Genomic DNA, 25,471 nt, shown 5'->3' on the forward strand with positions numbered 1-25,471 from the left:
TGCATGTCAAAGAATGTATTTTGCAAAGGTTGACAGTACAGGGCATTCCATGCAACTGGCACGCGCATTGCTCATCTGAGGGTGTTGCATCAACAACCAAACACAATCATGCCCAAAAAAACCGTTAAGAAAGCCGCTAAAAAAGCGGTGAAAAAAACAACCACCAAAAAGACCGCGCGGAAAACGGCCCAAAAAGCAGCCCCCGCGAAAAAGGCCGCGAAAAAGGCCGCCAAGAAAGCTGCAAAAAAAGCTCCGACCAAAAAAGCCGCTAAAAAAGCGACCAAAAAAGTTGCTAAAAAAACAGCGAAAAAATCCGTCAAGGCAGTGAAACCGGCTGAAGAATCGACAGAAAAAGGTTCTTCACCAGTTGAACCACCAGCACCGGCAGGAGCTAGCTTTGCGCAGGTCAAACATGCCGCTTACCTGAACTTCATCAGTCGGGTGGAGAATGGCATCTATGGAGATGAAATCGGCGACTGGTTAGCCGCTGAGGCAGCACTGCAAGTTGCCTGATCAATCGACAAGATTCACAAACCAAACAACGCACAAGCCGCACTCTCAATTGAGGGTGCGGCTTTTTTTTTGCCGAATTCACGGAAAAATCACACGGCTTTCATCATTACTTCATGATACAAGGCTATGTATTTGCCCGTAGTCGTGAAGAACGCCCCGGTTTTGTAACCCCAGCTCAAGATGCCCAGCCCATCGTATGCCCTAAAAAATGTCCCCGCGCTCTGCCGTGGCAGTCGGGGGCTTTTGCAAGATTGGCTGGAGAAAAGCCCGGTCCACTCGCTCGGTTTCTGTATTCCCGCCATCATCCTGGGTTGCGGTGCCTACGGGTTTACCATGGGGCTTTGGCAGGGATGGGAAATGGCGGGCTATGTGGGCATCAAACTTCCATTGGTGATTTTTGCCACCCTGTTTCTCAATGGTATGATCAACGGTATGTTAGCCTTGGTGCTGGGTAGCGGTATCGGCTTCAGGCAGAGTCTGCAATTCCTGTTGGCGGGCTTTGCCCTGATGGCAATTGTCCTGCTCTCACTCAGCCCTATCACCTTCTTCATGGCTCTCCATGCGCCGGAACCAACGGACCCAGGAGCCAGACAATGGCATAGCGTCACCCTGCTGGCCCACACCTTCATGATCGCCTACGCCGGGATTGTTTCCCACCGGTCACTGCTCGGCCAGCTGCGTGACTTTGCCACCACACCGGCCCACGGCACCCGCACGTTTTTCGCCTGGCTTGCCGGCAACCTCTTTGTCGGTGCCCAGGTTTCCTGGATCATGCGACCCTTCTTCGGCTCCCCCGGACTCAAGGTGCAGTTCCTGCGCGATCACCCGATGAATGGCAGCTTCTACGACACCGTCTGGAGCGCGATCACCCGTTTGAGCGGGTTCTAAGTTTTAAGTTTCAAACACCAAATACCAACTAATACCATGACCGACGAACAACCACCTAACTTGCCAGACCCTCAACAAACCCAACATCCGACGCAGGCTACACACCCTGTGCCTCCCTACCAGCCACCCCACCAGGTGCGACCCAAAGAGCCCAAGGGGCCGGACCCCGATTATGTGGCGTTGGAGGAAAAAGGCTTCTCCCACATTCTCAACCACCTGCTCAAAAAACCACTCAGCGTCATTCATGAGATTAACCACGGCGGTAAAAGCCCGGCCCCGGCACTGCTGCTGATCACCCTTGTTTGCCTGGCCATTTTCGGCCTCGTGTTAGGGATGTTCAGTGCGGGCAACCAGCTCTGGGCAGCACCGGTGAAAATCATCGGCGGTGTGCTTTTTAGCGGCATCATTTGCCTGCCCAGCCTCTACATCTTCGGGGCCCTGGGTGGTATGGATGCCAAGGTACAACATGTCATCGGTCTGATGCTGACCTTCCTCGCGATCACAGCCCTGCTGCTTGTCGGTTTCGCCCCGGTGGTCTGGCTGTTTTCGACATCGAGCAACTCGCTGGTATTTTTCGGCTTCCTCAGTCTGGCCATCTGGATCGTTTGCCTGGTTTTCGGACTCCGGGTCATTACAAGAGCCGCGCAAAGCATGGGCGGCGGTCGTGGCGGTCACCTCAATATCTGGGCGATCATATTTCTGTTAGTCACCGTGCAAATGACCACCACCCTTCGCCCGATCATTGGTGAGTCCGACAAGTTTCTCAATCTCGAGGAGAAACGCTTTTTCATGCGCTACTGGTTTGAAGTCATGGAAGAAGAAGGCAGCTCATCATCATCTACCCGGGGAACCGGCTACGACGATCCTCAACAAGGAAAACAACCTTCCCCTGATTCCAGCTCCGATGGCAGGCGAAACCGTGCGAAAACCAACCCGCACGTTAACGAGTAAAGCCAGGCAAAGATCAATCCAGGAACCCTGTCAACGGACTGGTGGCCGATGCGTGATCGTCGGCCTCGGGCAAACCCATTTCGTAGGCAGCGCGACCTGCTTCCACGGCAATCTTGAAACACTCGCCCATCCTCACTGGATCGGAGGCGATGGCCATGGCGGTATTGACCAGGACCGCATCGGCACCGAGTTCCATCGCTTCGGCCGCATGGCTAGGAGCTCCGAGACCGGCATCAACCACGACCGGCACTATTGCCTGGTCGATGATGATGCGAATCATGTCGCGGGTGACGACGCCTTGGTTCGAGCCGATTGGCGCGCCCAGGGGCATGACCGCAGCGGTTCCCGCCTCCTGCAAACGTTTTGCCAGCACCGGATCGGCATTGATATAGGGTAGCACGGTAAATCCTTCTTTCACCAGCACTTCAGCCGCTTTCAGTGTCTCAATGGGATCAGGCAGCAAATACGTAGGGTCGGGGTGGATTTCCAGTTTGATCCACTTGGGCAAGCCCGCCGCCACGGCGAGACGGGCCAGGCGCACCGCTTCATCGGCATCCATGGCACCGCTGGTATTGGGTAACAACAGGTATTTTCCAGGGTCGATGAACTTGAGAATATCCGCCTTGGGATCGTTGCCACCACTGAGATCGGCACGACGCAAAGCCACCGTGACAATCTCGCAGCCAGACGATGCCAGGGTATCGCGCATCAGTTCATTCGATGCGAATTTACCTGTCCCGGTCATCAGTCGGGATTGGAAGGAGCGACCGGCGATTATCAGTGGTTGGTTCATCACAGGGAGTGACCTTAGCCGCGAGCCGCCGCCATGCAAGCGCAAGGATTGCGCATTTACTCCTGCAAATTTATTGCGATTTACAAACTATTTACGTTTTCTTGCAATCACATTGAAATATACTCAGAATAATTCGTCGTAGCCTATGACGGAGCATGCATCTCGCGTGGATACCATCCCTGTGTAAAATGCACCTCGTCTTCAGCAGCAACCTCGACTTGTCACACCGGAATAGCACGCCGAAATAGAAATCAATTCACCTAACCAAACAACCCCCCAAACAACAGCACGATCATGAAAACAAACCGCACTCCCATAGCCACCCGGGCAATAGCCTCATGGGTAACCCTCACATGCCTAGCCTTGGGCTGTATCATCCAGCTCCACGCTGCGACAACCCTCCGTATCTCATCCCCCCAATTAAAACCCGAATCAAAAATCGAGATCATTTTTGACCGGGCGATTGTAACCGATGATGCGGTCAACAAGATTCTCCCCAACGACATCCTGACCGTCCAGCCGGATCTCAAGGGCTCCATCCACTGGCGGGCAGCCAACATCGCGACCTTCATTCCGTCCGAGGCTCCTAAGATGGGTAGCACTTACACCTTTTCCATTGCCAATGGCCACTCTTACCGGGACGGCACCCCGTTGCCTGCCGCCACGCTGAAAACCGTCCCTTCCGAGCCCTTCCGCGTGCAGGGATCAAGCCGACGGTCCCGGTCGACCACTTATAACCGCCAACCCGTCTATTACGTTTACTTTAACGACAACATCGACCCGGTCACGGCTGCTCCTCATTTTATCTTCAAAAACAAAGACGGGCTCCAGGTCGCTGCAAACGTCAGACGGGCAACCTGGGGGGATATCGGCTCCCGCTATTACCGTGGCAGCACCTGGGACGAGCGTTTCCAAGCGGTTAAAAGTGGTAAAAAAACGGTCTACAGCGAAGACCAGGCATCCCCCATTCCCAATGCCGTCATCGTCACCGCAGCCGCCCCCCTGCCAGTGGGCGAAAAGTGGTATCTCTTTGTGATTAAAAATCTAACCAACGCAACCAACACCGCCGTCGATCCTCAGGGCCAGAGTATATGGATCGGCGATGTTGACCCCTTCGAGCTGAAAAGCGTCGACGCCTATGTTGCCGCCAACCAGCCACGGCAGATCGATATCAACTTCAATGCCCCCATTCCCAAAAAACTGAGCCAGGAGCAGCTGGCGGCGATGATCCAATGCTCACCCGAGGTGAAGAATGCCAAATATGAAGTGCTCGGCAAAACGGTGGTTGTCTCCGGTGACCTCAGGGCGCACGACAAGTGGCAGGTCACGATCAACCAGGCAATGGCATCAACCAGCGGCCTGGTGCTGAACAAGACCCAGACGAAAAAGATCGAATTCCGGACGGTGCCAACGGGTCTCGCACTACCGGCTTTCGACTCCGCCCAGTTTGCCAACGGCAACCGACTCTATGGCATTGAAACCGTCAACCTCGCTTCAGTCCGCGTCAGGGTGAAACAACTGACCAACGAGCAGGTTGTGCGCACCATGCAGGGCTATCGCCACTACACCGGCAACGGCCATAACAACCAGCACCTCGATCCAGAGCACCCGATGCCCTACTCGCTCATCACTGGCAAGACCGTTTACGACCGCACGATCTTCCTTGATAATAAAATCGATACCTCACGTGACCTTGTCCTGGACTGGAATGAAATCCTGCCCCAGGACCAGCGCACGACCTCGTTTTTTGTCTCGGTTGAAGGCACCGCCAAGGATACGGCACGCGGTGGCAATCGTATTGCACAGTCATTTGTTCAACTCACCGATATCGGGCTCTGTTGGAAGCTCACTGAAAAAGAAGCCGTCGTTTACGCCTTTTCCTGTGAGACGGGCAAACCTCTCCCCCACGTCCGGCTCCAGGTCTTTAACGAAGACGCCGAACCCGCAGACACAGCCTCCACCAATGCCGATGGCGTTGCCCGGATTCCACGTAACGAAGCCGCCCGCCACCTCCGCGCTACCCGGGGCCGTGACTGTTATATCATCCCCTTCGACAACACACTCGATACCGTCTCGCTCTGGCGGTTTCCTGTGGATGTCGATTGGAATCATCTCTCGGGCTGGAAACGCAGTGTGCTGATGTTCACTGATCGCAACCTCTACCGCCCGGGTGAAACCGTGCAGCTGAAAGGCATCGTCCGCCGCTACCTCGACAACCAGATCGAGCTCACTCCTGGGAAAACCGCCCAGTTGATTATCAGCGACAGCGCTTCACGGATACTGTTGGAAAAAGAAATCACGCTTTCGGCCAACGGCACCTTCGACCATACCCTCAGCCTGCCTGCGGAAACCGTGGGACGCTTCCAGGTCAAACTGGTTTTCCCGGAAGATCCCGCCCATGCCGATGCTGACAGCTGGATCACCGATCACTATCGTATTTTCCACCACAGCTTCAATGTGCAGGAGTTCCGACGTAACGCCTATGAGGTCATTTCCAAAATCCCACAGGCCAAACCCGGGGCCGAAAGCATTACCCTCAACCTGGAAGCCACATATTATCAGGGGCAACCCGTCAAGGAAGGTACCGTCGCCTGGTATTTTGATGCCACGCAAACCGGTTTCTACCCGGACAAGTTCCGCGACTTCCTCTTTGGCGATCACCGACGTTATGATTCGTGGTACTGGAGCCATTACTTCGGCTACAGCGAAGATGAAACCCACCGGGGTAAATCTGATAGAAATGGCGAAGCCCAGTTAGATAGCAACGGTAAAACAGACATCTCCTTTGAGCTACCCAAACTCACCTTCCCCACCGCTTTGTCGGTGAGCATCCACTCGGAGGTGACCGATGCGCGCGACCAGACACTCTCCAGCCGTTCCAGCACCACCGTGCACCCGGCTGATACCTATGTGGGCATTTCCCGTATCGACCGCCTGGTCCGTGTTGGCGAAGACCCTGGCCTGGAAATCATCGCAGTGGACACCCATGGCGAACGCCGGAGCAACGATGTCAAAGTGACCGCCACCATCAAACGTGAATACCATGAGTCGGTCAAAATCAAATCCGCCGATGGTAAAGTCGCCGTAAAAAACACCAAAAAAACCGCCCTGGTAAGCGAGACGGAATTGACCATCGAGGCCAACAAAGCTCTCACGCTTCCCTTCGTTCCAGAACACGGTGGCCGTCATTTGATTACCCTCAAGGGCACTGACGCCAACGGCAAGGCCTTCTGCACCGCCAGCCAGATCTACATCTACGGCTCCAAGGAATATCCATGGGCCGTTGAAGACGGTATGAAAATCAAGCTCATCCCCGAGAAAAAACGCTACCAGCCTGGCGACACCGCCCGTATTCTGGTGATGACCCCCATCGAGGGAACCGCGCTGGTCACCGTCGAGCGCTCCGGCGTCCATCGCGAGTATCGCCGTGAACTCAAGTCCGACAACCCGGTGATCGAGTTCCCTCTCACCGATATGGATGCACCCAATGCCTACGTCTCGGTCATTGTGATCCGTGGCGCATCGGACAGCCCACGCAAACACAAGGAACCCGCCCTCAAACTCGGCTACTGCACACTGAATGTCACCAATGTCAAAGACCGGCTCAAGGTCGCACTCGAAGTCGAAGGCAGCCAGCACCGTCCCGGTGAGCCAACCACCGTGAGTGGCACAGTCACCCTGGCCGACGGCAAACCCGCCTCCGGCGCCGAAGTCGTACTCTATGCTGAAGACGAAGGCACTCTCGCGGTAGCCGGATACGCCAACCCCGATCCGATGAATACCTTCCATGCCCCACGTCCTCTGTTAGTGGAATGCGGTACCTCGTTCTCCACCTTTATCCCGGAGAACCCCGACAGCCGCTACTTTGGAAACAAGGGATTCACCATCGGTGGAGGTGATGATGATGATGCCTTTGGTGGCTCCACACCTCTCAAAACCCGCACAGATTTCAATCCGTGTGCCGTCTGGCTACCCAAAGTCACCACCGATGCCGATGGCAAGTTCAGCAGCACCTTCACCAACCCGGACACGCTGACCCGATATCGCGTGATTGCGGTTGTGCTTCATGGCGACAGCAAATTTGGCGATGCCACCACCGACTACACAGTGGACAAGCCGATCATGCTCGAACCAGCCGCCCCTCGTTACGCGAGTGAGGGTGACCAACTCAAGCCGAAGGTTCTGGTGCAAAACAACTCGGAGTTTGAAGGCACTTGGGAGATCTCCCTGGCTACAACCAGCATCACCCAGACACCACAGGGTGCCCCTGTTGCCAAGACCATCACCCTCCAGCCCGGAGGTGCCGGCACGGTGTATTTTGATGTCAAGTTCGTCAATACCGGCACTGCCACCTGGACCTGGTCGGCTAAACCACTGGAAATCAAGGGGGGCAAAAAGCTCACCCCGGTTCTTGCGCGGGACCTTTCCGATCAGGCTGAAACCAAGTTTGAAGTCACTTACCCCGTGCCTCTCATGCGCCAGGTCGAGTTTGTCTCGCTCAATCAAAACGGCCAGAACGATCTCCTCCACGGACTTAAACCCGAGCTTCTCGAAGGACGTGGCCACATTGATCTGGATCTCTCTAACTCCTTGCTTCTCGAAGCCGGAGGTGCCGTTGATTTCCTGCTCCACTACCCATACGGCTGTGTCGAGCAGACCACTTCAGCGCTGATGCCCTGGTTTGCCGTTAGGGATCTGAAAACCCTGGTGCCCGGGTTTAAAAGCAAAACCGAGGCCGATGTCGCCAAGGCTATTCAGACAGGTGCCGATCGCCTGCTCACCATGCAAACAAAGGACGGCGGCCTCGCCTACTGGCCTGGCGGCACAAGCCCTGAAAAATGGGCATCATCCTACGGTGGCCTCGGCCTGCTTCTCGCCCGTGAACATGGTGCCAGTGTCCCCCAGGCTTCGATTGATAAACTCACCGACTGGTTGGCGGAATCACTCAAGGAAACACCTCAAAACGATGACTCATACCATCGTCAGTGGGATTACGAAACCCGCACCCGCGCGCTCTACGTGCTGGCACTCGCCGGCAAGCCGGAAATGGCCTTGCAGAACAAAATGATCGATGACCGCAAGCATTTGAATGCAACCGCCCGCGCCTTCCTCGCCATGGCCATCAAAACATCCGGTGGTGATTCAGCCAGCGCGCTGAGCCTGCTCCAGGACAGCACTCCCAGATCAGTGGATAAACATTGGATGACCTACCACTCGGACAACGCGATGACCGTGTTCGCCTGGTCGGAAATCGCCCCCGAAAACGAGCAGGTGCACGAAGCCATGCGTAAGATGTTAGCCGACCGAAACCCCTACGGCCACTGGCGCACCACATGGTGCAACTCGTGGGCACTTCAGGCCATGGCATCCTACGCCCGTAACGTGGAGAAAGACCGTGCACCGTCGACAATCCAGTTGGTGACCAACGGTGCCAGCAAAACCATCACCCTGGACCCCGGTTCACCGACCCAGTCGATCCGGGTTCCACTGGAGCCCGGGATGAAGTTGATCGCGTCGGCTAACAGCAGGGCATTTGCCAATGTCAAACTGAGCGCCAAACCCAAGCTCGCCCCAACCGGCCCATGGGGTCACGATGGACTGTCGATTGTGCGCCGCTACGAGCGTCTTCTGGCCGACGGCACAACCCAGCCTTTGGGACAACCACAGGTCGGGGATCTGATCAAAGTCAGCCTCGATATCACCTTCCCATACACCATCGACTACGTGGTGATTGAAGACCGTTTACCTTCGCTCTTTGAAGCCGTAAACAATGACTTCGCCAGCCAGAGTTCACGTTTCACCACCAATTCCGACAGTTCATGGAGTATCGCGCACAAGGAACTTCGTTCCGACCGTGCATCGTTCTTCATCAACCGTTCATGGGGGGGCGGCACACGCAGTATCGCCTACCTGGCCCGTGTTACCTCGGCGGGCGTGGCCACCGCCCCGGCTGCAAAAGTCGAAGGCATGTATGACCCGACGAAGATTGCACTCAGCGACAGTAAAACGCTGACGACTCTGAAAAAAGAAACCATCGTGGGTGAATGAAGCTCTAAGCTTTAAGTTTCAAATACCAAACTCCAAAAACCAAGTTGAAGCCTCGCTTTCCAGATTGGCTTAAACAAAGGCCGAAAAACCTTAGGCGCAAGGTGGCGTGTGGTTGCCTTGCTGCTTTGGGACTCGGCGCGGGAGCTTACTATCTGCTGCCGTTTGCGTTTCCGGTGCCCGAGAGTATCAGCTCGGGGCCGGGCACTTCCGTGATGCTGCTGGATCGCGATGGTGCCCCCCTGGGGCACTGGGTGAGACCTGACTATTACCGACACCGGGCGACCTCGATCAAGGACCTTCCACCTGACTTGATCCAGGCCACCCTGGCCGCTGAGGACAAAAGGTTCTATCAGCATGGTGGGGTTGACATACGGGCCACGGCACGTGCCTTGCGAGATTCCTGGGATCAGGGGCGCTTTGTTTCAGGTGCTTCCACCGTGACCCAACAGACGGTGAAGTTGAGTTCCAAAAAGTCGAGCAGGACTCTGTTCACAAAAATCCGTGAGTGCCTGACGGCTCGCCATGTGGAAATGAGCCACAGCAAGGACGAAATCCTCACCGCGTATTTCAACCACCTTGATTATGGCAATCTGTCGCAGGGCCCCCTACAGGCCGCACGGCACTATTTCAGCAAACCCTTATCCCAGCTCTCGCTAGCCGAATGCGCGCTGCTGGCAGGGCTGCCGCAGGCCCCCAGTCGACTCAACCCGCACCGCAACCCTGACGCAGCGGTCGAACGCCGGAACTGGGTGTTGGACCGGATGGCCATCGTTTACAAAATCCCCCAGGACCGGATTGAACGAGCCAAACAGGAGCCGCTGCAACTACATCGAGGTGACACTCCGACTACCGCTCCCCACCTGGTCGAGCTGATGAAGCGCAGTGGCTTGTCCCGGCAGCACGATATCCGTACGACCTTATCGTCATCGCTACAGCGGGATATCACCGAGATCGTCCGCACTCAGGTCAAAATTCTGGCAAAAAAACATATTCAGCATGCTGCCGTGGTCGTTATCCACAACGCAACGGGTGAAGTACTGGCACTGGTGGGCTCACCTGATTTCAATGCTCCTAACAGCGGCCAGATTGATGCCACCCAAACACCCCGGTCTCCTGGCTCAGCCCTAAAACCATTTACCTATCTACTGGCATACGAACATGGAGGAATGACGCCGGCAACGATCATTGAGGACATCCCGACCTCCTACGCCGATGCCCGGGGGGAAAAGCAATTCGTGAATTACAACCGGAGCTACAAAGGCCCGGTCACTATTCATCATGCCCTGGCCAACTCACTCAATGTCCCGGCTGTGCGCACCCTCAATGCCGTCGGTGGAGCCGAACGACTCCATCGCTACCTCGGTGAATTCGGTATTAGCACGCTCACGGAAACGCCACGCTATTACGGACTTGGCCTTACCCTGGGAAGTGGCAATGTCACCTTGCTGGAGCTAACCAATGCCTACGCCTCGCTGGGGCGGATGGGGGTCTACAAACCGGTCAGGTTTTTACCGGACCAGCCAGCGGCGGAAAAGCACATCGCCTCATATCGCTCCACCTGGATGCTGGCCGAGACCATGACCAACAACGCTGCCCGCACATCAGCCTTCGGGCCGGCTTCCCATCTTCGTCTTCCCTTCCCCTGTGCGGTTAAAACCGGCACCTCGACCGACTTCCGCGACAACTGGTGCCTGGGCTTTACCGCTGATTTCACGGTGGGTGTCTGGGCGGGTAATCTCGATAACTCACCGATGCGCGGTATCTCCGGGGTCACTGGAGCAGGTCCCATTTTCCACGCCACCATGATGCGTCTGCACCGCGACCAGTCCCCCAGGTGGTTTTCGCGCCCCACAGGCATGGTCGATTGCCACATCCACCAACATACCGGCAAACGATTGACCAAGGCCTCCGAAAATAGCGTGCTACTCACCTTGCCGGCCGACAGGATACCGCTGCCCTTCAGCCCAGCCGATGTTGACAAGCGTGGCCGTGTCTACCTCGACTCCCGTTATAGCCAATGGCTTGCCAAGGGGGCCGACCTGAACCGGTTCACCCCGGTCACCAGTCACCAGTCGCCACTCAACACGCAGCACGCCCCCCTACGCATCCTCTCGCCATCGCGCGAAGCAAAATACATGTTAGATCCCGACTTGCCGGGAAACGGCAAACAACTTGAGCTGAAAACCGATTTTCCAGGTCATTACCATTGGTCATCCACAACGCTGGATATCAAACACAAGGGCGGTAGCTTCACCGTCATTCTGGTGCCGGGCAAACACGATATCACCCTGACCGATGCCTCAGGGAGATCTGTCACGAGAACCATCGTCGTAGAGGAATTGTAAATGCGGGCTCGACCTACTTTACGGAGGCCATTTGCAACTCGGAGACAAACGCCTGAATCCATGGTGTTGGCTTTCTATCAGCAGAATATCCTACCCCAACACAGATGGGATCGGGTCGGGGGTCCATTCGTTTGACTTTGATTTTTTTGCCGAGCCTTGCCCGCTCGGCGACGAGGGCGATACCTAGATTCGCCTCGAGCCCGAGTCGAAGACTGCCTATACCGTCGAACTCGCCCGCCACTTTGGCATTGATGCGATGCTCGTTAAAATACTCCATCACCTCACTCCAGTAGCCTGGGTAATCGGCTCGGGACAGGAGGAGCAGTTTCTCACCATCAAGATCCGACGGCTTGATTTTTCTCTTTTTGATCAGTCGATGCTGCAAAGGGACCGCCGTGACAAACTCCTCCTCGCGAAGCGGAATCCATTCGATACCAGCTAACGATACTGCGACTGCGATAATCAAATCGAACTGCCCGTCACGAATGCCGTTACTCATTTGTTCACTGCTGCTATCGGCGATGCTTACCTTAACATTAGGATGAAGCTGGGAAAATCGGCTCATCGCCTGCTGCAGGATCTCCCCGCCTAACGATGGCGCATAGCCGATCCGGATTTGCTCTCCTTCGATTTCCCGGCGCATTTGTTTTTCGACCAAATCCACACCATCGATCATCTCGCGGCCGAGCCTTTTGACTATTTCCCCATCGCGGGTGAGTTTGATCGACTTTGCACCGCGATGAAATAGCGACCAGCCGGTATCGTTTTCAAAAACCACCATCTGTCGGCTCAATGCCGGCTGGGTAAGCCTCACCCGGCGGGCCGCGGCGGAGATGTTCATATCCTTGGTTACCTCCAGAAAATGCCTCAGATGCTCCAGGTTCATGGCCGATACTAGAAAAATTTATTTATATAGTCGAGCATAATGATTTCGCATACTTAGCATAAAAACACGGAATTATCCAAAAACGTGCGTCCCGTGCATGATACCTGCATGAAAGAAATCAGCCCCACAACAATAAGCATTCGCCGATCCATTGAGCGTGGTCGCGCCGACCACGGTTGGCTCGACACCCGGCACAGCTTTTCCTTTGGCGACTACTACGACGCGGACCACATGGGCTACGGGAGTTTACGCGTGATCAACGAAGACCGCATCGCGCCGGGAAAAGGCTTTGGTATGCATCCGCATTCGGCGATGGAGATTTTCACCTACCTTATCTCCGGTGAACTTGCCCATCAGGACTCGATGGGCAATGGCCGGGTGATCAAGGCGGGTGAGCTCCAATACATGTCCGCCGGCAGTGGCGTCATGCATGCCGAGACCAACCCGTCGAATACGGAATCCACCCACCTCCTCCAGATATGGATCACCCCATCAACGCTTGGCGGAGATCCTCTCTATGCGGACATGGATACCAATGCCCTGAAAAAGCAAAACGCACTCGCTCTCTTTGCCTCCGGTGACGGTCGTGACGGCTCACAAAAGATGCGTCAGGATGCCGAGATATTTTTCGGAAATCTTGAGCAGGATGCTTCACTGCCCGCCTTACCCGATGGTGAATTTCACCAACATTACCTGCAACTCATCATGGGCAGCCTCCGTCTCGAAGGGCAGACGCTTCTGCCCGGGGACGCCGCCATGATTGACGGGAAAGCACCAGCCATTTCAGCACTAAAAGATTCCGAGTTCCTCTACTTCAATCTCTAACACAAACAATAAACCAACACCCAACCCAACAATATACTCATTATGAAAAACACCATCATCATCACTGCCGCAGCCACATCGCTGCTATTGGTCTCTTGCAAAAACCCGGCCGGGTCATCGACTGAAGCGCGTGTCTCCGAGGCACAAGAAGTTTCCACCGAGGCAATTACCGGAACCAAATGGGTTTTCGCTGACAGCTCCACCATCACCTTTACAGGATCAAAGGTAACAGGCAGCCATGAGGGAGGCTTTAACAGGTTCACCGGGCATTTTTACGTCGATGGAATAACACTCGCGCCAAGTGGGCACAAAATCGTCATTGATATGACATCGACATACTCCGATGCTGAAAAACTCACGGGCCATCTTACCAGCGCCGATTTTTTTGATGTCGCCACTTACCCCACCAGCACCTTCACCGTCACTGGCATCGAGGAAAAGTCCGGTGCCAGAGGAGAAACCCACGTCCTCACTGGAAATTTTGATTTCCATGGCGTCACCAAATCGATTACTATTCCCGTTGTCGTGTCGCCTTCTGACAAGGAAATCAATGTAACAGCTGACTTCTTTATCAACCGCTTCGACTTCAACATCGAGTATCCAGGAAAAACAGACGACCTCATCCGCAAGGAAGTTGTCATCAAGTTTAACCTCAAGGCTACCCCGGCCGCCCCGGCCAAATCAGCATCAACGAACTAACACCACAGCAACCAATACCTCACCACCATCATGAATAAGCCAACCGTCGCCGACATCAAGCCTGCCGTTGTAAACCTTACCCAAGGTAAAAAGTATTTCTTTTGCACCTGCGGAAAATCAGCCAACCAGCCGTTCTGTGATGGTAAACACAAGGGTAGCGGCTTTTCGCCCCTGGCATTTACGGCGGAGGCTGGCGGCGATGCTTATTTATGCCAATGCAAACAATCCGGCGAATTACCGTTTTGCGATGGAACCCATAAGAAGCTCACCCGCGACCAGATTGGCCAAGGGCTTGTTTTAGGATCCGATGGGGACACCTGCTAGCGCACCAGCCAACAACCGGACAGCAAGCCTTCATCAGACATGAACATCCTATCCATCGGAGCATCCAGTTCCTCATCGTCGATCAATCAACAATTCGCGGACCACAGCGCAAAGCGAATCGCCGGTGCCAAGGTCACCTCATTTGCCTTATCCCGCCTCACCCTGCCCATCTACAGCGTGGACGAGGAAAAGGAAAACGGTATCCCGGCGGAAGCCCAACGCTTTATCGATGCCATCCGTGATCACGATGGCATCGTGCTCTCACTCGCCGAGCATAATGGTTCCTACACCGCAGCGTTTAAAAACCTCTACGACTGGGCATCACGTATTGTAAAGGATGTCTGGCAGGATAAAGCGATGCTCCTACTGAGCACATCGCCCGGTCCGAGGGGTGGAGCCACGGTCATGTCGGCTGCCGCAGCGACCTTTCCACGTATGGGCGCAAAGGTTGCCGCCACGTATAGCCTGCCCAGCTTCTACGATCATTTTTCTAAAGATGGGATAAACGATCCCGAGCTCGCCTCCCAACTCAACAAGGCCATCAGCGCATTCTCCGCTGCCCTTGTTTGTAGGTCATCCCAATAACCATTTTATCGCCATGTAACTCGCACCCTACCAATCGGCCTTGTAGCCACGGGTATCGATGTGGACAAAGCCGGGGTAGGTTCCGATGCCGCCCACAAAGCCACTTTTTCTATCACGAAGAAAACGCGCCACACTCGCCACGTGTGCAGGGGACGCACCATGGAAAACCACATCGGTTGCTATGTTGATCCGATGAAATGAGAGCGGCTCACCACGGACAGCCGCATTGTAGCTTGGGCTGCGGTAGGCGGAGATAATTTCGCGGACAGGCAAACCCATCTGGTAGGCCATCTGGTCGATGACCTTCAGCGTAGGTCCCATTTTTTTCCACATACTGCGTGGAGGAAGGCTGTTGACGACACCAGCCCTGGTTTTGAAATGTGGTGCCAACACCATGCGGGGCGTGATGTTTCTCAAGCCCAAGCCCTTGATGTAGTTGGCGTATCGATTGACATCGATGCCTTTGAGATCAACCCACGACTGGGGGATACCCGAGACGGGTTTGCTTGAGTAACCAAAGAGTCCGGCATCAGCCTCGTCAGCTCCGAGAATAAGGGCCGCGCTTGCCGCTGCTGTCAGCCCCATAAAAGCCCTGCGCCCACAGATACGCCCATTTGCATCTAGCAGCCGCTCCTGCCCAGCATATGGTTGGTCGACTGAGTCTTGGGAATGACTTGATGAATGGTTCATGGGCTGTTTTTTTGTGAATTTCGTGTTGGGTTTACCATGCGTGTAGATCACTGACAATCAAAAAGTTAAGACACCTTAATAATTTAAAAATACAAAGCTTTGACAGTCCGGATTTTTAAAAAACGCGGGTTTCTCCCCCAAAAAACCCGCCTTGCAAAACAAGACGGGCTATGATGAATGATAAAAACCTAGGGAAGTCGTGACACTTACCAGTCGACGTTCATGCCGCGGGTATCAACGTGGACGAAACTGGAGTATCGGCCGATGCCGCCTTTGTAGATGCCTTGCGTGCGCATCTGCTTGGCGATGTAGGCTACATGGTAGGGTGAAATGCCACGGAATTGGATATCACAGGCCATGTTCTGCATGTGGTAGGATCTGGATTTACCACCGACGGCACGGTTATAGAGCGGGCTGCGGTAAGCGGAGGTGATCTCACGAAGTGGTGCCCCGATACGGGTGACCATTTTGTCGATCACGATGAGAGTGGGTGCCATTTTCTTCCAATACTCTTTGGGTGGCAGGCTGTTCTGGGTGCGACCACGGGTTTTGAAGTGAGGAGCGAGAACCATACGTGGTGTAATGTTACGCAGGTTGAGACTCTGGATGTAACGGGCATAACGAAGGACATCCGATCCTTTCGCCTGAACCCACGCATGGGGAATACCCGGAACGGGTTTGTCCCCGATGAGACCAAAAAACGCACCCTGACTGCGGGGTGCTCCGATGATGACACCAGCGGTGGCAATACCTGCTGTAGCCAGAAACTTACGGCGACTGGATTGTCCAGGCCTCAGATACTTGGGGATACCTCCCCCTACAAGAAATCGGTCAGTTGAATGGGTATGCATTTATATGATGGCGAGATGTGGTTGGCGAGATGCAGTGCGCAGGACATGGCCCGCGAGGTTTACTTCACGAGACGTATTTTGCGAGTTCATGATCGCGTCGGCATTGTGCTGTATCCACGCCGGATTGACCAGAGCTTTTTTAAAGATGCAACTGGTCTAGCAGGGCCTTAATCGTTGAATATAAGCAACTTCAATGGTTTGCGGCGATCCCCCTGGCCAAAAAAAATGTGACAAAGTGCCTTTGCTTGCCCTCAAACCTCTTCTTGATAGTAAATTTTGACAAATTTCATCTGCTTTTGCTCGTCGAAGCCACGTTCAAAAACGGATTCATCGGCCTCTTTGAAAGCGGGTGCAAAGCTGATATTGACCCCGGAATCCAGCTTGATGGTGCTGCGGAACCTCTGGCCGACTTTGCGCGCTACTTTTTTGGCGATGGTAAAGGTTTCGTCTAGCTGGCCGCCGTCCTCCTCGTCCTGATTGGCCTGGAATTCATTGAATTTCTCTATGAGATCGGGCTCCTTGAGCGCCTCTTCACGGAAGTGTTTCAGATCGAACTCATCGCGTTCCTCGAAGTATTCCATGGCCCGGTTGGCGACCCGGCATTTCTTCTCGGCTTCCATTTCCTCGGGCAGGCCTTCCTTGGCAAAGGATACCGCCATATCCGCGTAGCGGCGCGTCATGTAGTCGTTGTTTCTACAGAACTTGACCCCCAGGAAATCGCGCACCCAGAAGTGTGTCCCGGCACTCGACTTATCAAAGGTGTAGACAAGGTAGCCGTCTTCCTTCTGCGCGTTCACAACCAGGCAACCTTTGTCGATTTTGTCCGGTGATATCCCTTGGTGGGTAATGAGTTGCAGGTTGCCGTCACTGTCGGCAATCTCAAGAAAGGGCACCCGGCTTTCAGATTTGATGATACTGACCGCCTGGAGAGGTTCGCCATCGACCAGCAGATCATTGACCAACGCGATACAGAGGTCACCCGACTTGATGTTCGGGTGCTTGGAGGTGTTGTAAAGATGCCTGGCGATCTTTCTCCCCTGCCCCAGAAGTGTTTCCGGATCGGAAAAGATCGCCGTCGCGTAACGATAGACTTCATTCAAATCCAACGACGAGTGATGTGCAAACGACTTCAGCTCAAGGTTTTTGAACGGCTTGAGGAACGAGGGGGTTAGAATGGCAGTATCCTCATCGGAGAACCGGCACAGTTCCTTGGACGTGCGCAGGGGTTCGGAGCGGAGCGGGTTACCAATCTTGGCAAGTGACAGTGCCGCCAGCTTGGCCCGGCGGAAGTTCAGTGTGATGGACATGGCATGCGGATTATTGTTGGCCGTCTATGTCAGAAACATGCTGCCGGAAGATAGCAAGCTCCTTTTTGACCACTGGCAGCAAAAGATAGAGTCCCACCATGTTAGGGATGACCATGGCGAAAATCATCGCATCGGAGATCCGGATCACATTGGACAGGGATGCCACAGAGCCAATCACGACAAACGCGCAGAACATCACTTTATAAATCAGGATGGCGGTGGCATGAGGGCCACCACACAGGTAAATGACGGCCTGCTCGCCGTAGTAGGACCATGAAATCATGGTTGAGAAGGCAAACAGCAAGACGGCAATGGCCAGAAGCTTGGGGAACCAGGCAAACTTCGAGCCAAAGGCCCGGGATGTTTTGGCTATTCCTACGATGCCATCCACATCGTCGAGATTCACCCAGACAGCATCCGCCTCGTGCTGCCAGACTTTGCCGAATTTTTTGTCTTCGGATTTTCCAACCAGGCGTAGCTCCTCACCTTTGGATGCGTCCCGGACCGCGGTGGCTTCCACAGTGGCCTGGGCATACAGCGGCGTGGCATCCTCCTTGACGATCGCATCCACCTTCCATGCCCCGGTGACAATCAGAACAAGCGCGGTCATCGTGCACACCACCACGGTATCGGTGAAGGGTTCTAACAAAGCGACGACACCTTCACTGGCAGGTTTCTCCGTTTTAACCGCTGAATGGGCAATGGGAGCCGACCCCACCCCTGCCTCGTTAGAAAATGCGGCACGTTTGATACCTTGGATCAAGACCCCAACCAGTCCACCACCGACAGCCGTTGGCGCGAAGGCTCCGGCAAAAATCTGACCGAACGCGCCTCCAATTTGGTCGTAGTTGGCAATCAGGATAGCGCAAGCGACTATCACATACATACCACACATAAACGGGACAAGGAATGAGGTGACGCGGGCGATGGTGACGATGCCGCCAATGATCACCAGCGCGACCAAAACCGCGAGAATCACGCCGAATCCCAGTTTGCTCTCGGTAAAGATGCCAAACGCGTCGCTGACCAGGGAGGCAGCCTGGTTGACCTGGAACATATTACCGGCACCAACGGCACCGCCGACACACATGATGGCAAAAAAGATGGCCAGGACCTTTCCGAGCGGACCCAGGCCTTTTTCCTTGAGCCCCTGGCTGAGATAATACATCGCCCCGCCGTGCACCCGGCCCTTGCTGTCGATTCTCCGGTATTTCACCCCGAGGGTGCACTCGCAGAACTTGGTGGTCATGCCGCACAGCCCCATCAGGATCATCCAGAATGTAGCTCCGGGACCACCAATACCCACCGCGACAGCCACGCCGGCAATATTGCCGAGACCCACCGTTGCAGAGAGTGCCGCAGTCAGTGCCTGAAAGTGGGTAATCTGTCCGGGAGCATCATCGCTGGTGTATTTTCCCCGTGCAGTCCGCAGTGCCAAACCGACCGACCGGAGGTTGATGAATTTGAAATAGATGGTCAGGAAAATTGCCGTCCCCCCGAGGACAAAGAGGATGATGGGAAGTGCTTGGCCAGCGACTGGCACCGATTTAAATATGATGGACTCAAGGAAATCGGCAATCGGAGCCATGGTAGCGTCCAGTTTATCGGCAAAGGATACTTCCTCCCCCGCCCACACAGGAGTAACCGTGAGAGATAGAATAAAGAAAAATAAGAAAAACGGGAGGTTGTGGGACAATCGGGAATTTTTCATAGCACTTGCAGTCCGCACAGACTGCCAGCTACCCTCGGCAGGACACAAGGAAAATTACAGCCTGGATTACCCACCTGCATGCAAATTGCATGCCGATGAACCGTGCGCAGGCTGCCGATGGTGATAACCACCAAGGCCGAGGCGGTCAGGAAAACCAAGCAAGCGCGTCCTACTTCGCCATCCTGCCGATGATCCCGCGCAACTCCTTGGCGGGAATGGCGAAAGTGGCTACACGGCTGGCGCGGGCGATATTCATCCCGACACACTCACCTTCGATGGAAAGCAAGGGGCCGCCGACCGATGATTTGGTCAGAGGCGTATCGTGGTGAATGACCCTGGGGAAACCGGCGCGTCGCTTCGAAAGTGAATTCTCGCCACCGCTCATCTGGTCGTTTCTGCTCATTCTCTCCGACTCCCCGGGTCGGGCCATCAGTTCCACGTCGAGTTTGATTTTCTTTTTATCGCGCAGCAGCTCGAGTGACAGCATGTCACCGGGTTTTTTGCCCTTCATCGCTTTCAGCAAATCCGCGCGTTCCTTGAGTGGCACGTCACCTGCGGAAAGCAGCACATCCCCCGACTTGATACCGGCCTTGGAGGCACCCGTTTTCGGACTCACTTTATCGACCATAAGCGCTTTTTCCGTATCGGCTCCCAGTAGCACACCAAGGATGACACCGCTGGTGGCCGATTTGATTTCACGGGTTACCGCACTGGAAATACCAATCCGGACACGGCGCTGGCCACGGGTTGTCGAGCCGTTGGAAACCACCCAGTGTCCCTGAGGCAGATCATCAGCCTCGCTCAGCTTAACAGGGGTGAATACATGGTCGGAATTCACCTTCAGCATGGCCACATCCCAGTCGGCATCAACCCCGGTGATTTCCACATCGGTATAAAGCTCCCCGCCGATACGGAGGCTCAGATGGTCTTTGCCCTCGATCTCACTCGCCTTGGTGAGGACGTGGCCTCTATCGCTGACCACCACTCCATAGACAGCTTTGATCCGGGATTTCTCATCGGTGTAGACCACGGCACTGCTTTTCTGCAATACCTGACGTTGCGGCTCAAAGGCCTCCCATACCAGTTTGCCGTTGATCCTCTCCTCCGCAGGCAGGGAACCCCCTGGGTCCTGGCCAAAAACCGGGTGCACAGCAACAGTGAGCATGGTCAGCAGACCTATTCCCCATGCGTTGTTCCATAGGCGGTTCCATCGGCTGTTCGTACGTAATATTGACATGATAGTAGAAATTGGAATTGTTGAGTGCAGTATGGTTCTTGATCCTTATTTCTTGCCCAGTTTGAGCTCGATGGTTTGCTCTTCACCTTTTCGCCGGATCAGCAACACCACCTTATCCCCTTCGGATTTTTCCTTGAGAATCGCCTGGAAAGTGTCCTTGTCGGGAATGTTCTTACCATCAACCTTGAGGACGATGTCACCCGCCTTGATCCCGGCCTTGTCGGCTGGTCCGTCCTTCAACACCTTGCCGACCACCAGGCCGTCATCCGTGTAGGTGGAACCAAACCCGAGGAACCCGGTGCCTTTGACGGGACGTTTCGCGAATGGACCGTCGCCTAAAAACTGATTCTGCTTCATTTCATCCCAATGCTTGAGGTATTCGCGCATCGGCACGTGCATGTTTTGTTCCATCGTTTTGGAAACCCGGCTGTGGATGCCGATCAGGCGCCCCTCCATGTCAAACAATGGTCCGCCGGAATCACCACCTATCACTTTGCAATCACTCTGCAGGGTGGTCTCGCTGTCCTTGACAATCCGGCCCAGCCGCACCACCGGTCCACGCTCCTTGTCAAAGCCACCGGAATGGCCGAGGGCGAATATCCAGTGCCCCAGTTTGTAGTCATTGTCCTTGTTGATATCAACAAAGGGGTATTCCCCCTCCTCGGTAATCCGCATCATGGCGGCATCGGTATTGGACACCAATCCCATCGACACCGCCTTGAGCTTGGTGCCGTCGTTGAGAATGACCGTCAGTTCCTTGTCCACACCGGCCGTTACATGGGCGGCAGTCAGGATGAGCCCATCGGCTGAAACAATCACACCACTGCCGAAGCCCTGGCCCAGACTGATACTTACCGTTGCCTTGCGCACCCGCTCGAGGTTGTCCACCAGGGCTTTTTGGATCGCCATCAAGTCCTCCTTGGTTTGCGGCACCTTCTGCTCGTTAAAGGGCAGCACCCTGGCGTGCACATACGGGGACAGCTGCAACGTCAATGCCATGACGACTGCCGCAGCGAGCCGGGAAAAAATGGAGGAGGGGTGGTATTTTGTCATCTTTTGATTTTATAACGAAAGCAAGCTGCCTTTTCGTTCAAGAATTTGACGGATGGAAGTCGGATGGAAGTACTACCACTACCGCTATTCGCGAACAGACGCATGCATCCGGATCGTTGGCTGATCCAATGATCAGAATCGTGGTGCTCGCGACACGCTAAATCATCCAGCCTCCGTATTCAACTGAAAACCCCTGCCCGGACATAAGTTCCATCAAACGGGAAACGGGAGAGTCAACGGGCGAAGACCAAGTTAAGAGGGCAAAGGATTGAAATAAAAAAACAAAATAAACAAAAACAGTCCGACCGACCAGATCACCAGGAAACCCCCTAACCTGTATGAACTGATGCCAATCGGACTGTCTCGTCCCCAAGAGGGAACGGCTGGAAAGTAACACGTAGACCACCTTCGTAAAGTATTTATCGCACATAATTGTCCCATTCTGCAAACAATCGTTTGTCACAGCCCGTTGCTGGCAATGCGTTGTAATTACATCCGGGTCAGATAGTCGGGAACCTGGTCCCGTTGACTGGATGGCGAGCCCAATTTGTTGTGAAATGCCATCACCGCCCCCACTCCGGCCGCATAATTGGCCTCGAGTCTACGCGGAATCTCCATCACCGGGAAGTGATAGGTTTTGTTAGTCATCCACATACGCCAGACGAGGAACAGAGCCACACATAATGACGATACCCCCAGCACACCAACCAGCAGGTATAACCAGAATGGCTTGACGCTGGCCAATACACTACCAGCACTACCAGGCTCGTTTCCTAACGGCCTGCCTTCGCTTCCTGCCGAACCCTTTGTCGGGCCGGCCATGGTCGATGCACCTTCACCTGCCGATCCGGACCCGGCAGCGACAGCCCTCGATTCAGCCTGCTCTTTTTCCAGCCAATACAAACGAATGGATAGCTGCACAATAAACGATTCCACCTGCGCCGCAGGATCGGATTTCTCCATGGCTTTCATCTGGGCATTGTCCAGCATTTTCCTAACATCCTCAGTCGGCACACCGGAAGCCCCCTCGCCACCGAAGGCCAGCTGGTTTCGTGAAGGATCACCAAGAAAGAAGAACACCACGGCGGTCAGTGGCCCTCCCGCATAACGCTCGCTAACAAGTTTCTCAATCGTATATGGCGCAGGGATTTCCTGCTGCGCATCAAACAGATACATTCTAATATCCACATCCGAATCATCGGCATGGTATTCAAGGAACCCTTCCCGGTCCAAAGACTCCTGCATACTGAGAAGCCGTTGGGGGTCGATCAGGTAACTCTCCGGGTTGGATAAAAAGTAATCCGCCAGATACTCCTGCGGTATCACCTTGGGATCATACTCGGGCTCTGGTTCGGCCGGCTCGACCGGAGGCACCTCCGGCTCTGGCGCCACCCGCGGCAAAGGCACTGCATCAGGAGCTTCCACGAGGATATCCGCCCCCGCAATCAACTCACCCTTTTTTAAGCGAGCCCGGTCGGCCTCAGACCACGCAGGCAAAGCCTGGGCTGAAACAGTTTGCAGCATCGCCACTGATGATAGGCAGGCCAGGGAGCACACCTTTCTCATCGCATCATCTCCTCTTCATTCGCGGCAGTGTGGGCAGACACATCAGCCCCCCGTCCCTGGGTGTCCATGGACTGGCCGGAGCGGATCCGCTGCAGGATTTCGCCTACGCCGGACTGGGGGGCACCCGCGAGTCGTTCGTAGTGTTCGGGATTCCTCCTGGCGTGTCGGGATTTTTTCTTAAGCACCTTGGAGAGACTCTTGATCACCACACCCAGTGCCTTGAGATGATTCCCCTGCAACAAATGCGGATGCGCTTTTGACAAGATGCGGAATGTTTCCTCTTCAGTGAGATAAACATCAAGCAGGTAGCCAAACGATATCGATGCCACCTTCGATTTAACATCCACAACGAGCAATACACCGCCGTCGTTAGGTCTGCTGATATCTATGTCTTCGTAGGCACCATGATTGAGTAACCACATTCCAAACTGACGGATATTCGACATCTCATCCAATGCCCCGTAATAGACACTGAAAAACAACTGCGGAAAACTTGCCTCAAACTGGTCAAACCATTTTTCCGCTTTGCGGCGCTCCTTCATCCGCAACACCCCGGCCGCATCCCCGAGACGCTTGAGCCTTACCTCCCCCGCCCCATACTGGGCGTCGAGGTCACGCATCGCAAAGCCACAGTGAGGACACTGCGCGGCACTGCGATGAATCCTCTGAACACAGCGGGGGCAATTCATCTCAACACTCAGCCTAATAAAGTCCTCCCGGAATTCCAAGCCTAGAAACATAGGAAAACGAAATAATCAGCCTGACTAAAGCACACCTCCTGTTCCAGTTGCCCAATAACCCATTCCCATGGCACGCCTCAGATACAGCGATCGCTACCGGACCACGCCAGCTGGCCCGGTCAAGCGATGGAACCCATCGTTAAAGATACCTTCTCTCCGGATATTTCATCGCTTTTCTTTGCGCATAGCCATAGAAGTCTCCAGATTGAAGACCGACAGCCATGAGCGATAACGAATACAGGGAAAAAACCAGGTTTGTCGTATCCCTTGGCCTCAGCCTGCACCAGTGCGGGGCCACCAGCCACCGGATCGAGCAGCACCTGACCAATGTCTGCGAGTTACTCGGCATCCACGGCACCTTTTTCCATACCCCGACGAGTTTTACCTTTTGTTTCTGGAAAGACGACCCCAGCCAACAGCACGTGCACATGGAAAGGGTCCACTCGAACGATGAAAACCTGGGGCGTCTCGAACTGCTCGACTCTTTGATCGAGCGGTTCGCTGCTGACGAACTCAATTTCGAGGAAATGAAAAACGAGTTCCAGCAGGTTCTCGCCATGCCCAACTATTACAGCACATGGCAGGAGTGCCTGGCCTGGGTCGTGCTCGCCGGATGTTTTGCCGCACTACTCTCAAGCAATGCCAACGACGCCATCGTCGCCTGTGTTGTCACCGCACTCATTTTTGCGCTCGTCCATGCCAGCTTGAAATTACCCCGACTGCAAAAGACGGTGGAAATCTTCGCGGCCCTGACTTCCGGTATTGTCGTCACCGGCATCGCCGCGCTGGGGGTGAAGATCAATGTCCCCTTTGTCATCCTCTCGACCATCATTGTATTTGTCCCCGGCCTATCACTGACAGTCGCACTCAGCGAAATCGCACAACGGGATCTGGTTTCCGGCACCTCGAAGTTTGTCCACTCGGTGATGGGCCTATTCAAACTTTACTTCGGTGCCATCCTCGGTGTTGGCATCGGTGCTTTGATATGGGGCAGTGGAGCGGGAGATACCGTGTATGACATCAACACCCTGCCCGACTGGAAAACGGCGCCCATCGTCCTCGGGCTCGCGCTTTTTCTGCTGGTGGCATTCAACATCCACATGAAACAGCTGTTCTGGTGTGCCTGTTCATCATTCATCGGCTTCTACGTATCCCAGGTCGGTGAGGCCTACTTCGGTATTGCCGTGGGCATGTTTCTTGGAGCCTTTGCCGTGGGGACCTATGCCAATCTGTTTTCCAATCTCCGCAACACACCGGCATCCATGGTGTTAAGCCACGGCCTGATCCTGTTAGTCCCGGGAAGCAAGACATACATCATCCTCAACTCATGGATCACCGGCGAGCAGATGCTTGAGCACAGCAGCAACGGCAACCAGGCATTCCTGATCTTTATCTCGCTGGTCGCAGGTTTGCTTTTTGCCAACGCCCTGATCCCAACCCGTAAGAGCCTCTAACGAGC

Annotated in this window: 20 protein-coding genes; 10 read left to right on the top strand and 10 right to left on the bottom strand. The window is 54.6% G+C overall.

Annotated elements, in window-relative coordinates:
- Positions 1 to 108 precede the first annotated feature (108 nt).
- The 3 genes from H7A51_05940 to H7A51_05950 all read left to right on the top strand — a co-directional run bounded on the left by H7A51_05940 (position 109) and on the right by H7A51_05950 (position 2,352).
- The gene (locus H7A51_05940) at positions 109 to 513 is read left to right on the top strand and encodes a hypothetical protein (GenBank protein MCP5535761.1); all 405 of its coding nucleotides are present in this window, start codon (positions 109 to 111) and stop codon (positions 511 to 513) included.
- Positions 514 to 693: 180 nt separating this feature from the next.
- Positions 694 to 1,401, top strand: coding sequence for a hypothetical protein (locus tag H7A51_05945; GenBank protein ID MCP5535762.1), 708 nt, complete (start codon positions 694 to 696; stop codon positions 1,399 to 1,401).
- A gap of 36 nt (positions 1,402 to 1,437) precedes the next feature.
- Positions 1,438 to 2,352 carry a hypothetical protein gene (locus H7A51_05950; GenBank protein MCP5535763.1) on the top strand — a complete coding sequence of 305 codons (915 nt, stop codon included), beginning with the start codon at positions 1,438 to 1,440 and terminating at the stop codon, positions 2,350 to 2,352.
- Positions 2,353 to 2,365: 13 nt separating this feature from the next.
- Here H7A51_05950 and H7A51_05955 read toward each other — a convergent pair whose 3' ends face one another.
- Positions 2,366 to 3,145, bottom strand: coding sequence for a thiazole synthase (locus tag H7A51_05955; GenBank protein ID MCP5535764.1), 780 nt, complete (start codon positions 3,143 to 3,145; stop codon positions 2,366 to 2,368).
- Between the two features lie 294 nt (positions 3,146 to 3,439).
- Here H7A51_05955 and H7A51_05960 point away from each other — a divergent pair, with 294 nt between their 5' ends.
- The gene (locus tag H7A51_05960; protein MCP5535765.1) at positions 3,440 to 9,193 is read left to right on the top strand and encodes a hypothetical protein; all 5,754 of its coding nucleotides are present in this window, start codon (positions 3,440 to 3,442) and stop codon (positions 9,191 to 9,193) included.
- A 101-nt stretch (positions 9,194 to 9,294) separates the two neighbouring features.
- Positions 9,295 to 11,538, top strand: coding sequence for a penicillin-binding protein 1C (gene pbpC, locus H7A51_05965; GenBank protein MCP5535766.1), 2,244 nt, complete (start codon positions 9,295 to 9,297; stop codon positions 11,536 to 11,538).
- 13 nt (positions 11,539 to 11,551) lie between these two features.
- On the opposite strand, the gene H7A51_05970 is transcribed toward pbpC, so the two are convergent.
- Positions 11,552 to 12,424, bottom strand: coding sequence for a LysR family transcriptional regulator (locus H7A51_05970; GenBank protein ID MCP5535767.1), 873 nt, complete (start codon positions 12,422 to 12,424; stop codon positions 11,552 to 11,554).
- Between the two features lie 108 nt (positions 12,425 to 12,532).
- Between H7A51_05970 and H7A51_05975 the strand changes: the two genes are divergently transcribed.
- The 4 genes from H7A51_05975 to H7A51_05990 are packed head-to-tail and all read left to right on the top strand — an operon-like array spanning position 12,533 to position 14,857.
- Positions 12,533 to 13,249 carry a pirin family protein gene (locus H7A51_05975; GenBank protein ID MCP5535768.1) on the top strand — a complete coding sequence of 239 codons (717 nt, stop codon included), beginning with the start codon at positions 12,533 to 12,535 and terminating at the stop codon, positions 13,247 to 13,249.
- Positions 13,250 to 13,291: 42 nt separating this feature from the next.
- The gene (locus tag H7A51_05980) at positions 13,292 to 13,948 is read left to right on the top strand and encodes a YceI family protein (protein MCP5535769.1); all 657 of its coding nucleotides are present in this window, start codon (positions 13,292 to 13,294) and stop codon (positions 13,946 to 13,948) included.
- Between the two features lie 30 nt (positions 13,949 to 13,978).
- Positions 13,979 to 14,272: a CDGSH iron-sulfur domain-containing protein gene (locus H7A51_05985; GenBank protein MCP5535770.1), complete on the top strand. Its 294-nt coding sequence runs from the start codon at positions 13,979 to 13,981 to the stop codon at positions 14,270 to 14,272.
- 39 nt (positions 14,273 to 14,311) lie between these two features.
- On the top strand, positions 14,312 to 14,857 hold the full coding sequence (locus tag H7A51_05990) for an NAD(P)H-dependent oxidoreductase (GenBank protein ID MCP5535771.1): 546 nt from the start codon (positions 14,312 to 14,314) through the stop codon (positions 14,855 to 14,857).
- Positions 14,858 to 14,884: 27 nt separating this feature from the next.
- Here H7A51_05990 and H7A51_05995 read toward each other — a convergent pair whose 3' ends face one another.
- The 8 genes from H7A51_05995 to H7A51_06030 form a co-directional block, all read right to left on the bottom strand.
- Complete coding sequence (locus H7A51_05995; protein MCP5535772.1) at positions 14,885 to 15,442, bottom strand: DUF882 domain-containing protein; 558 nt, start codon at positions 15,440 to 15,442, stop codon at positions 14,885 to 14,887.
- A 311-nt stretch (positions 15,443 to 15,753) separates the two neighbouring features.
- Positions 15,754 to 16,398: a DUF882 domain-containing protein gene (locus H7A51_06000; protein MCP5535773.1), complete on the bottom strand. Its 645-nt coding sequence runs from the start codon at positions 16,396 to 16,398 to the stop codon at positions 15,754 to 15,756.
- A 251-nt stretch (positions 16,399 to 16,649) separates the two neighbouring features.
- Positions 16,650 to 17,705: a nucleoid-associated protein gene (locus tag H7A51_06005; GenBank protein MCP5535774.1), complete on the bottom strand. Its 1,056-nt coding sequence runs from the start codon at positions 17,703 to 17,705 to the stop codon at positions 16,650 to 16,652.
- Between the two features lie 10 nt (positions 17,706 to 17,715).
- A complete protein-coding gene (locus tag H7A51_06010; GenBank protein ID MCP5535775.1) occupies positions 17,716 to 19,416 on the bottom strand; it encodes an alanine:cation symporter family protein in 1,701 nt (566 codons plus the stop codon).
- 169 nt (positions 19,417 to 19,585) lie between these two features.
- Positions 19,586 to 20,653, bottom strand: a complete 1,068-nt coding sequence (locus H7A51_06015) for a PDZ domain-containing protein (GenBank protein MCP5535776.1) — start codon at positions 20,651 to 20,653, stop codon at positions 19,586 to 19,588.
- A 45-nt stretch (positions 20,654 to 20,698) separates the two neighbouring features.
- On the bottom strand, positions 20,699 to 21,706 hold the full coding sequence (locus H7A51_06020; protein MCP5535777.1) for a serine protease: 1,008 nt from the start codon (positions 21,704 to 21,706) through the stop codon (positions 20,699 to 20,701).
- Positions 21,707 to 22,195: 489 nt separating this feature from the next.
- The gene (locus H7A51_06025) at positions 22,196 to 23,230 is read right to left on the bottom strand and encodes a hypothetical protein (protein MCP5535778.1); all 1,035 of its coding nucleotides are present in this window, start codon (positions 23,228 to 23,230) and stop codon (positions 22,196 to 22,198) included.
- 38 nt (positions 23,231 to 23,268) lie between these two features.
- Positions 23,269 to 23,892: a hypothetical protein gene (locus H7A51_06030; protein MCP5535779.1), complete on the bottom strand. Its 624-nt coding sequence runs from the start codon at positions 23,890 to 23,892 to the stop codon at positions 23,269 to 23,271.
- A 341-nt stretch (positions 23,893 to 24,233) separates the two neighbouring features.
- On the opposite strand from H7A51_06030, the gene H7A51_06035 reads away from it, so the two are divergent.
- A complete protein-coding gene (locus H7A51_06035; protein MCP5535780.1) occupies positions 24,234 to 25,466 on the top strand; it encodes a threonine/serine exporter family protein in 1,233 nt (410 codons plus the stop codon).
- The last annotated feature ends 5 nt before the right edge of the window (positions 25,467 to 25,471 follow it).

Source organism: Akkermansiaceae bacterium, assembly GCA_024233115.1.
Taxonomy (GTDB): Bacteria; Verrucomicrobiota; Verrucomicrobiia; order Verrucomicrobiales; family Akkermansiaceae; genus Oceaniferula.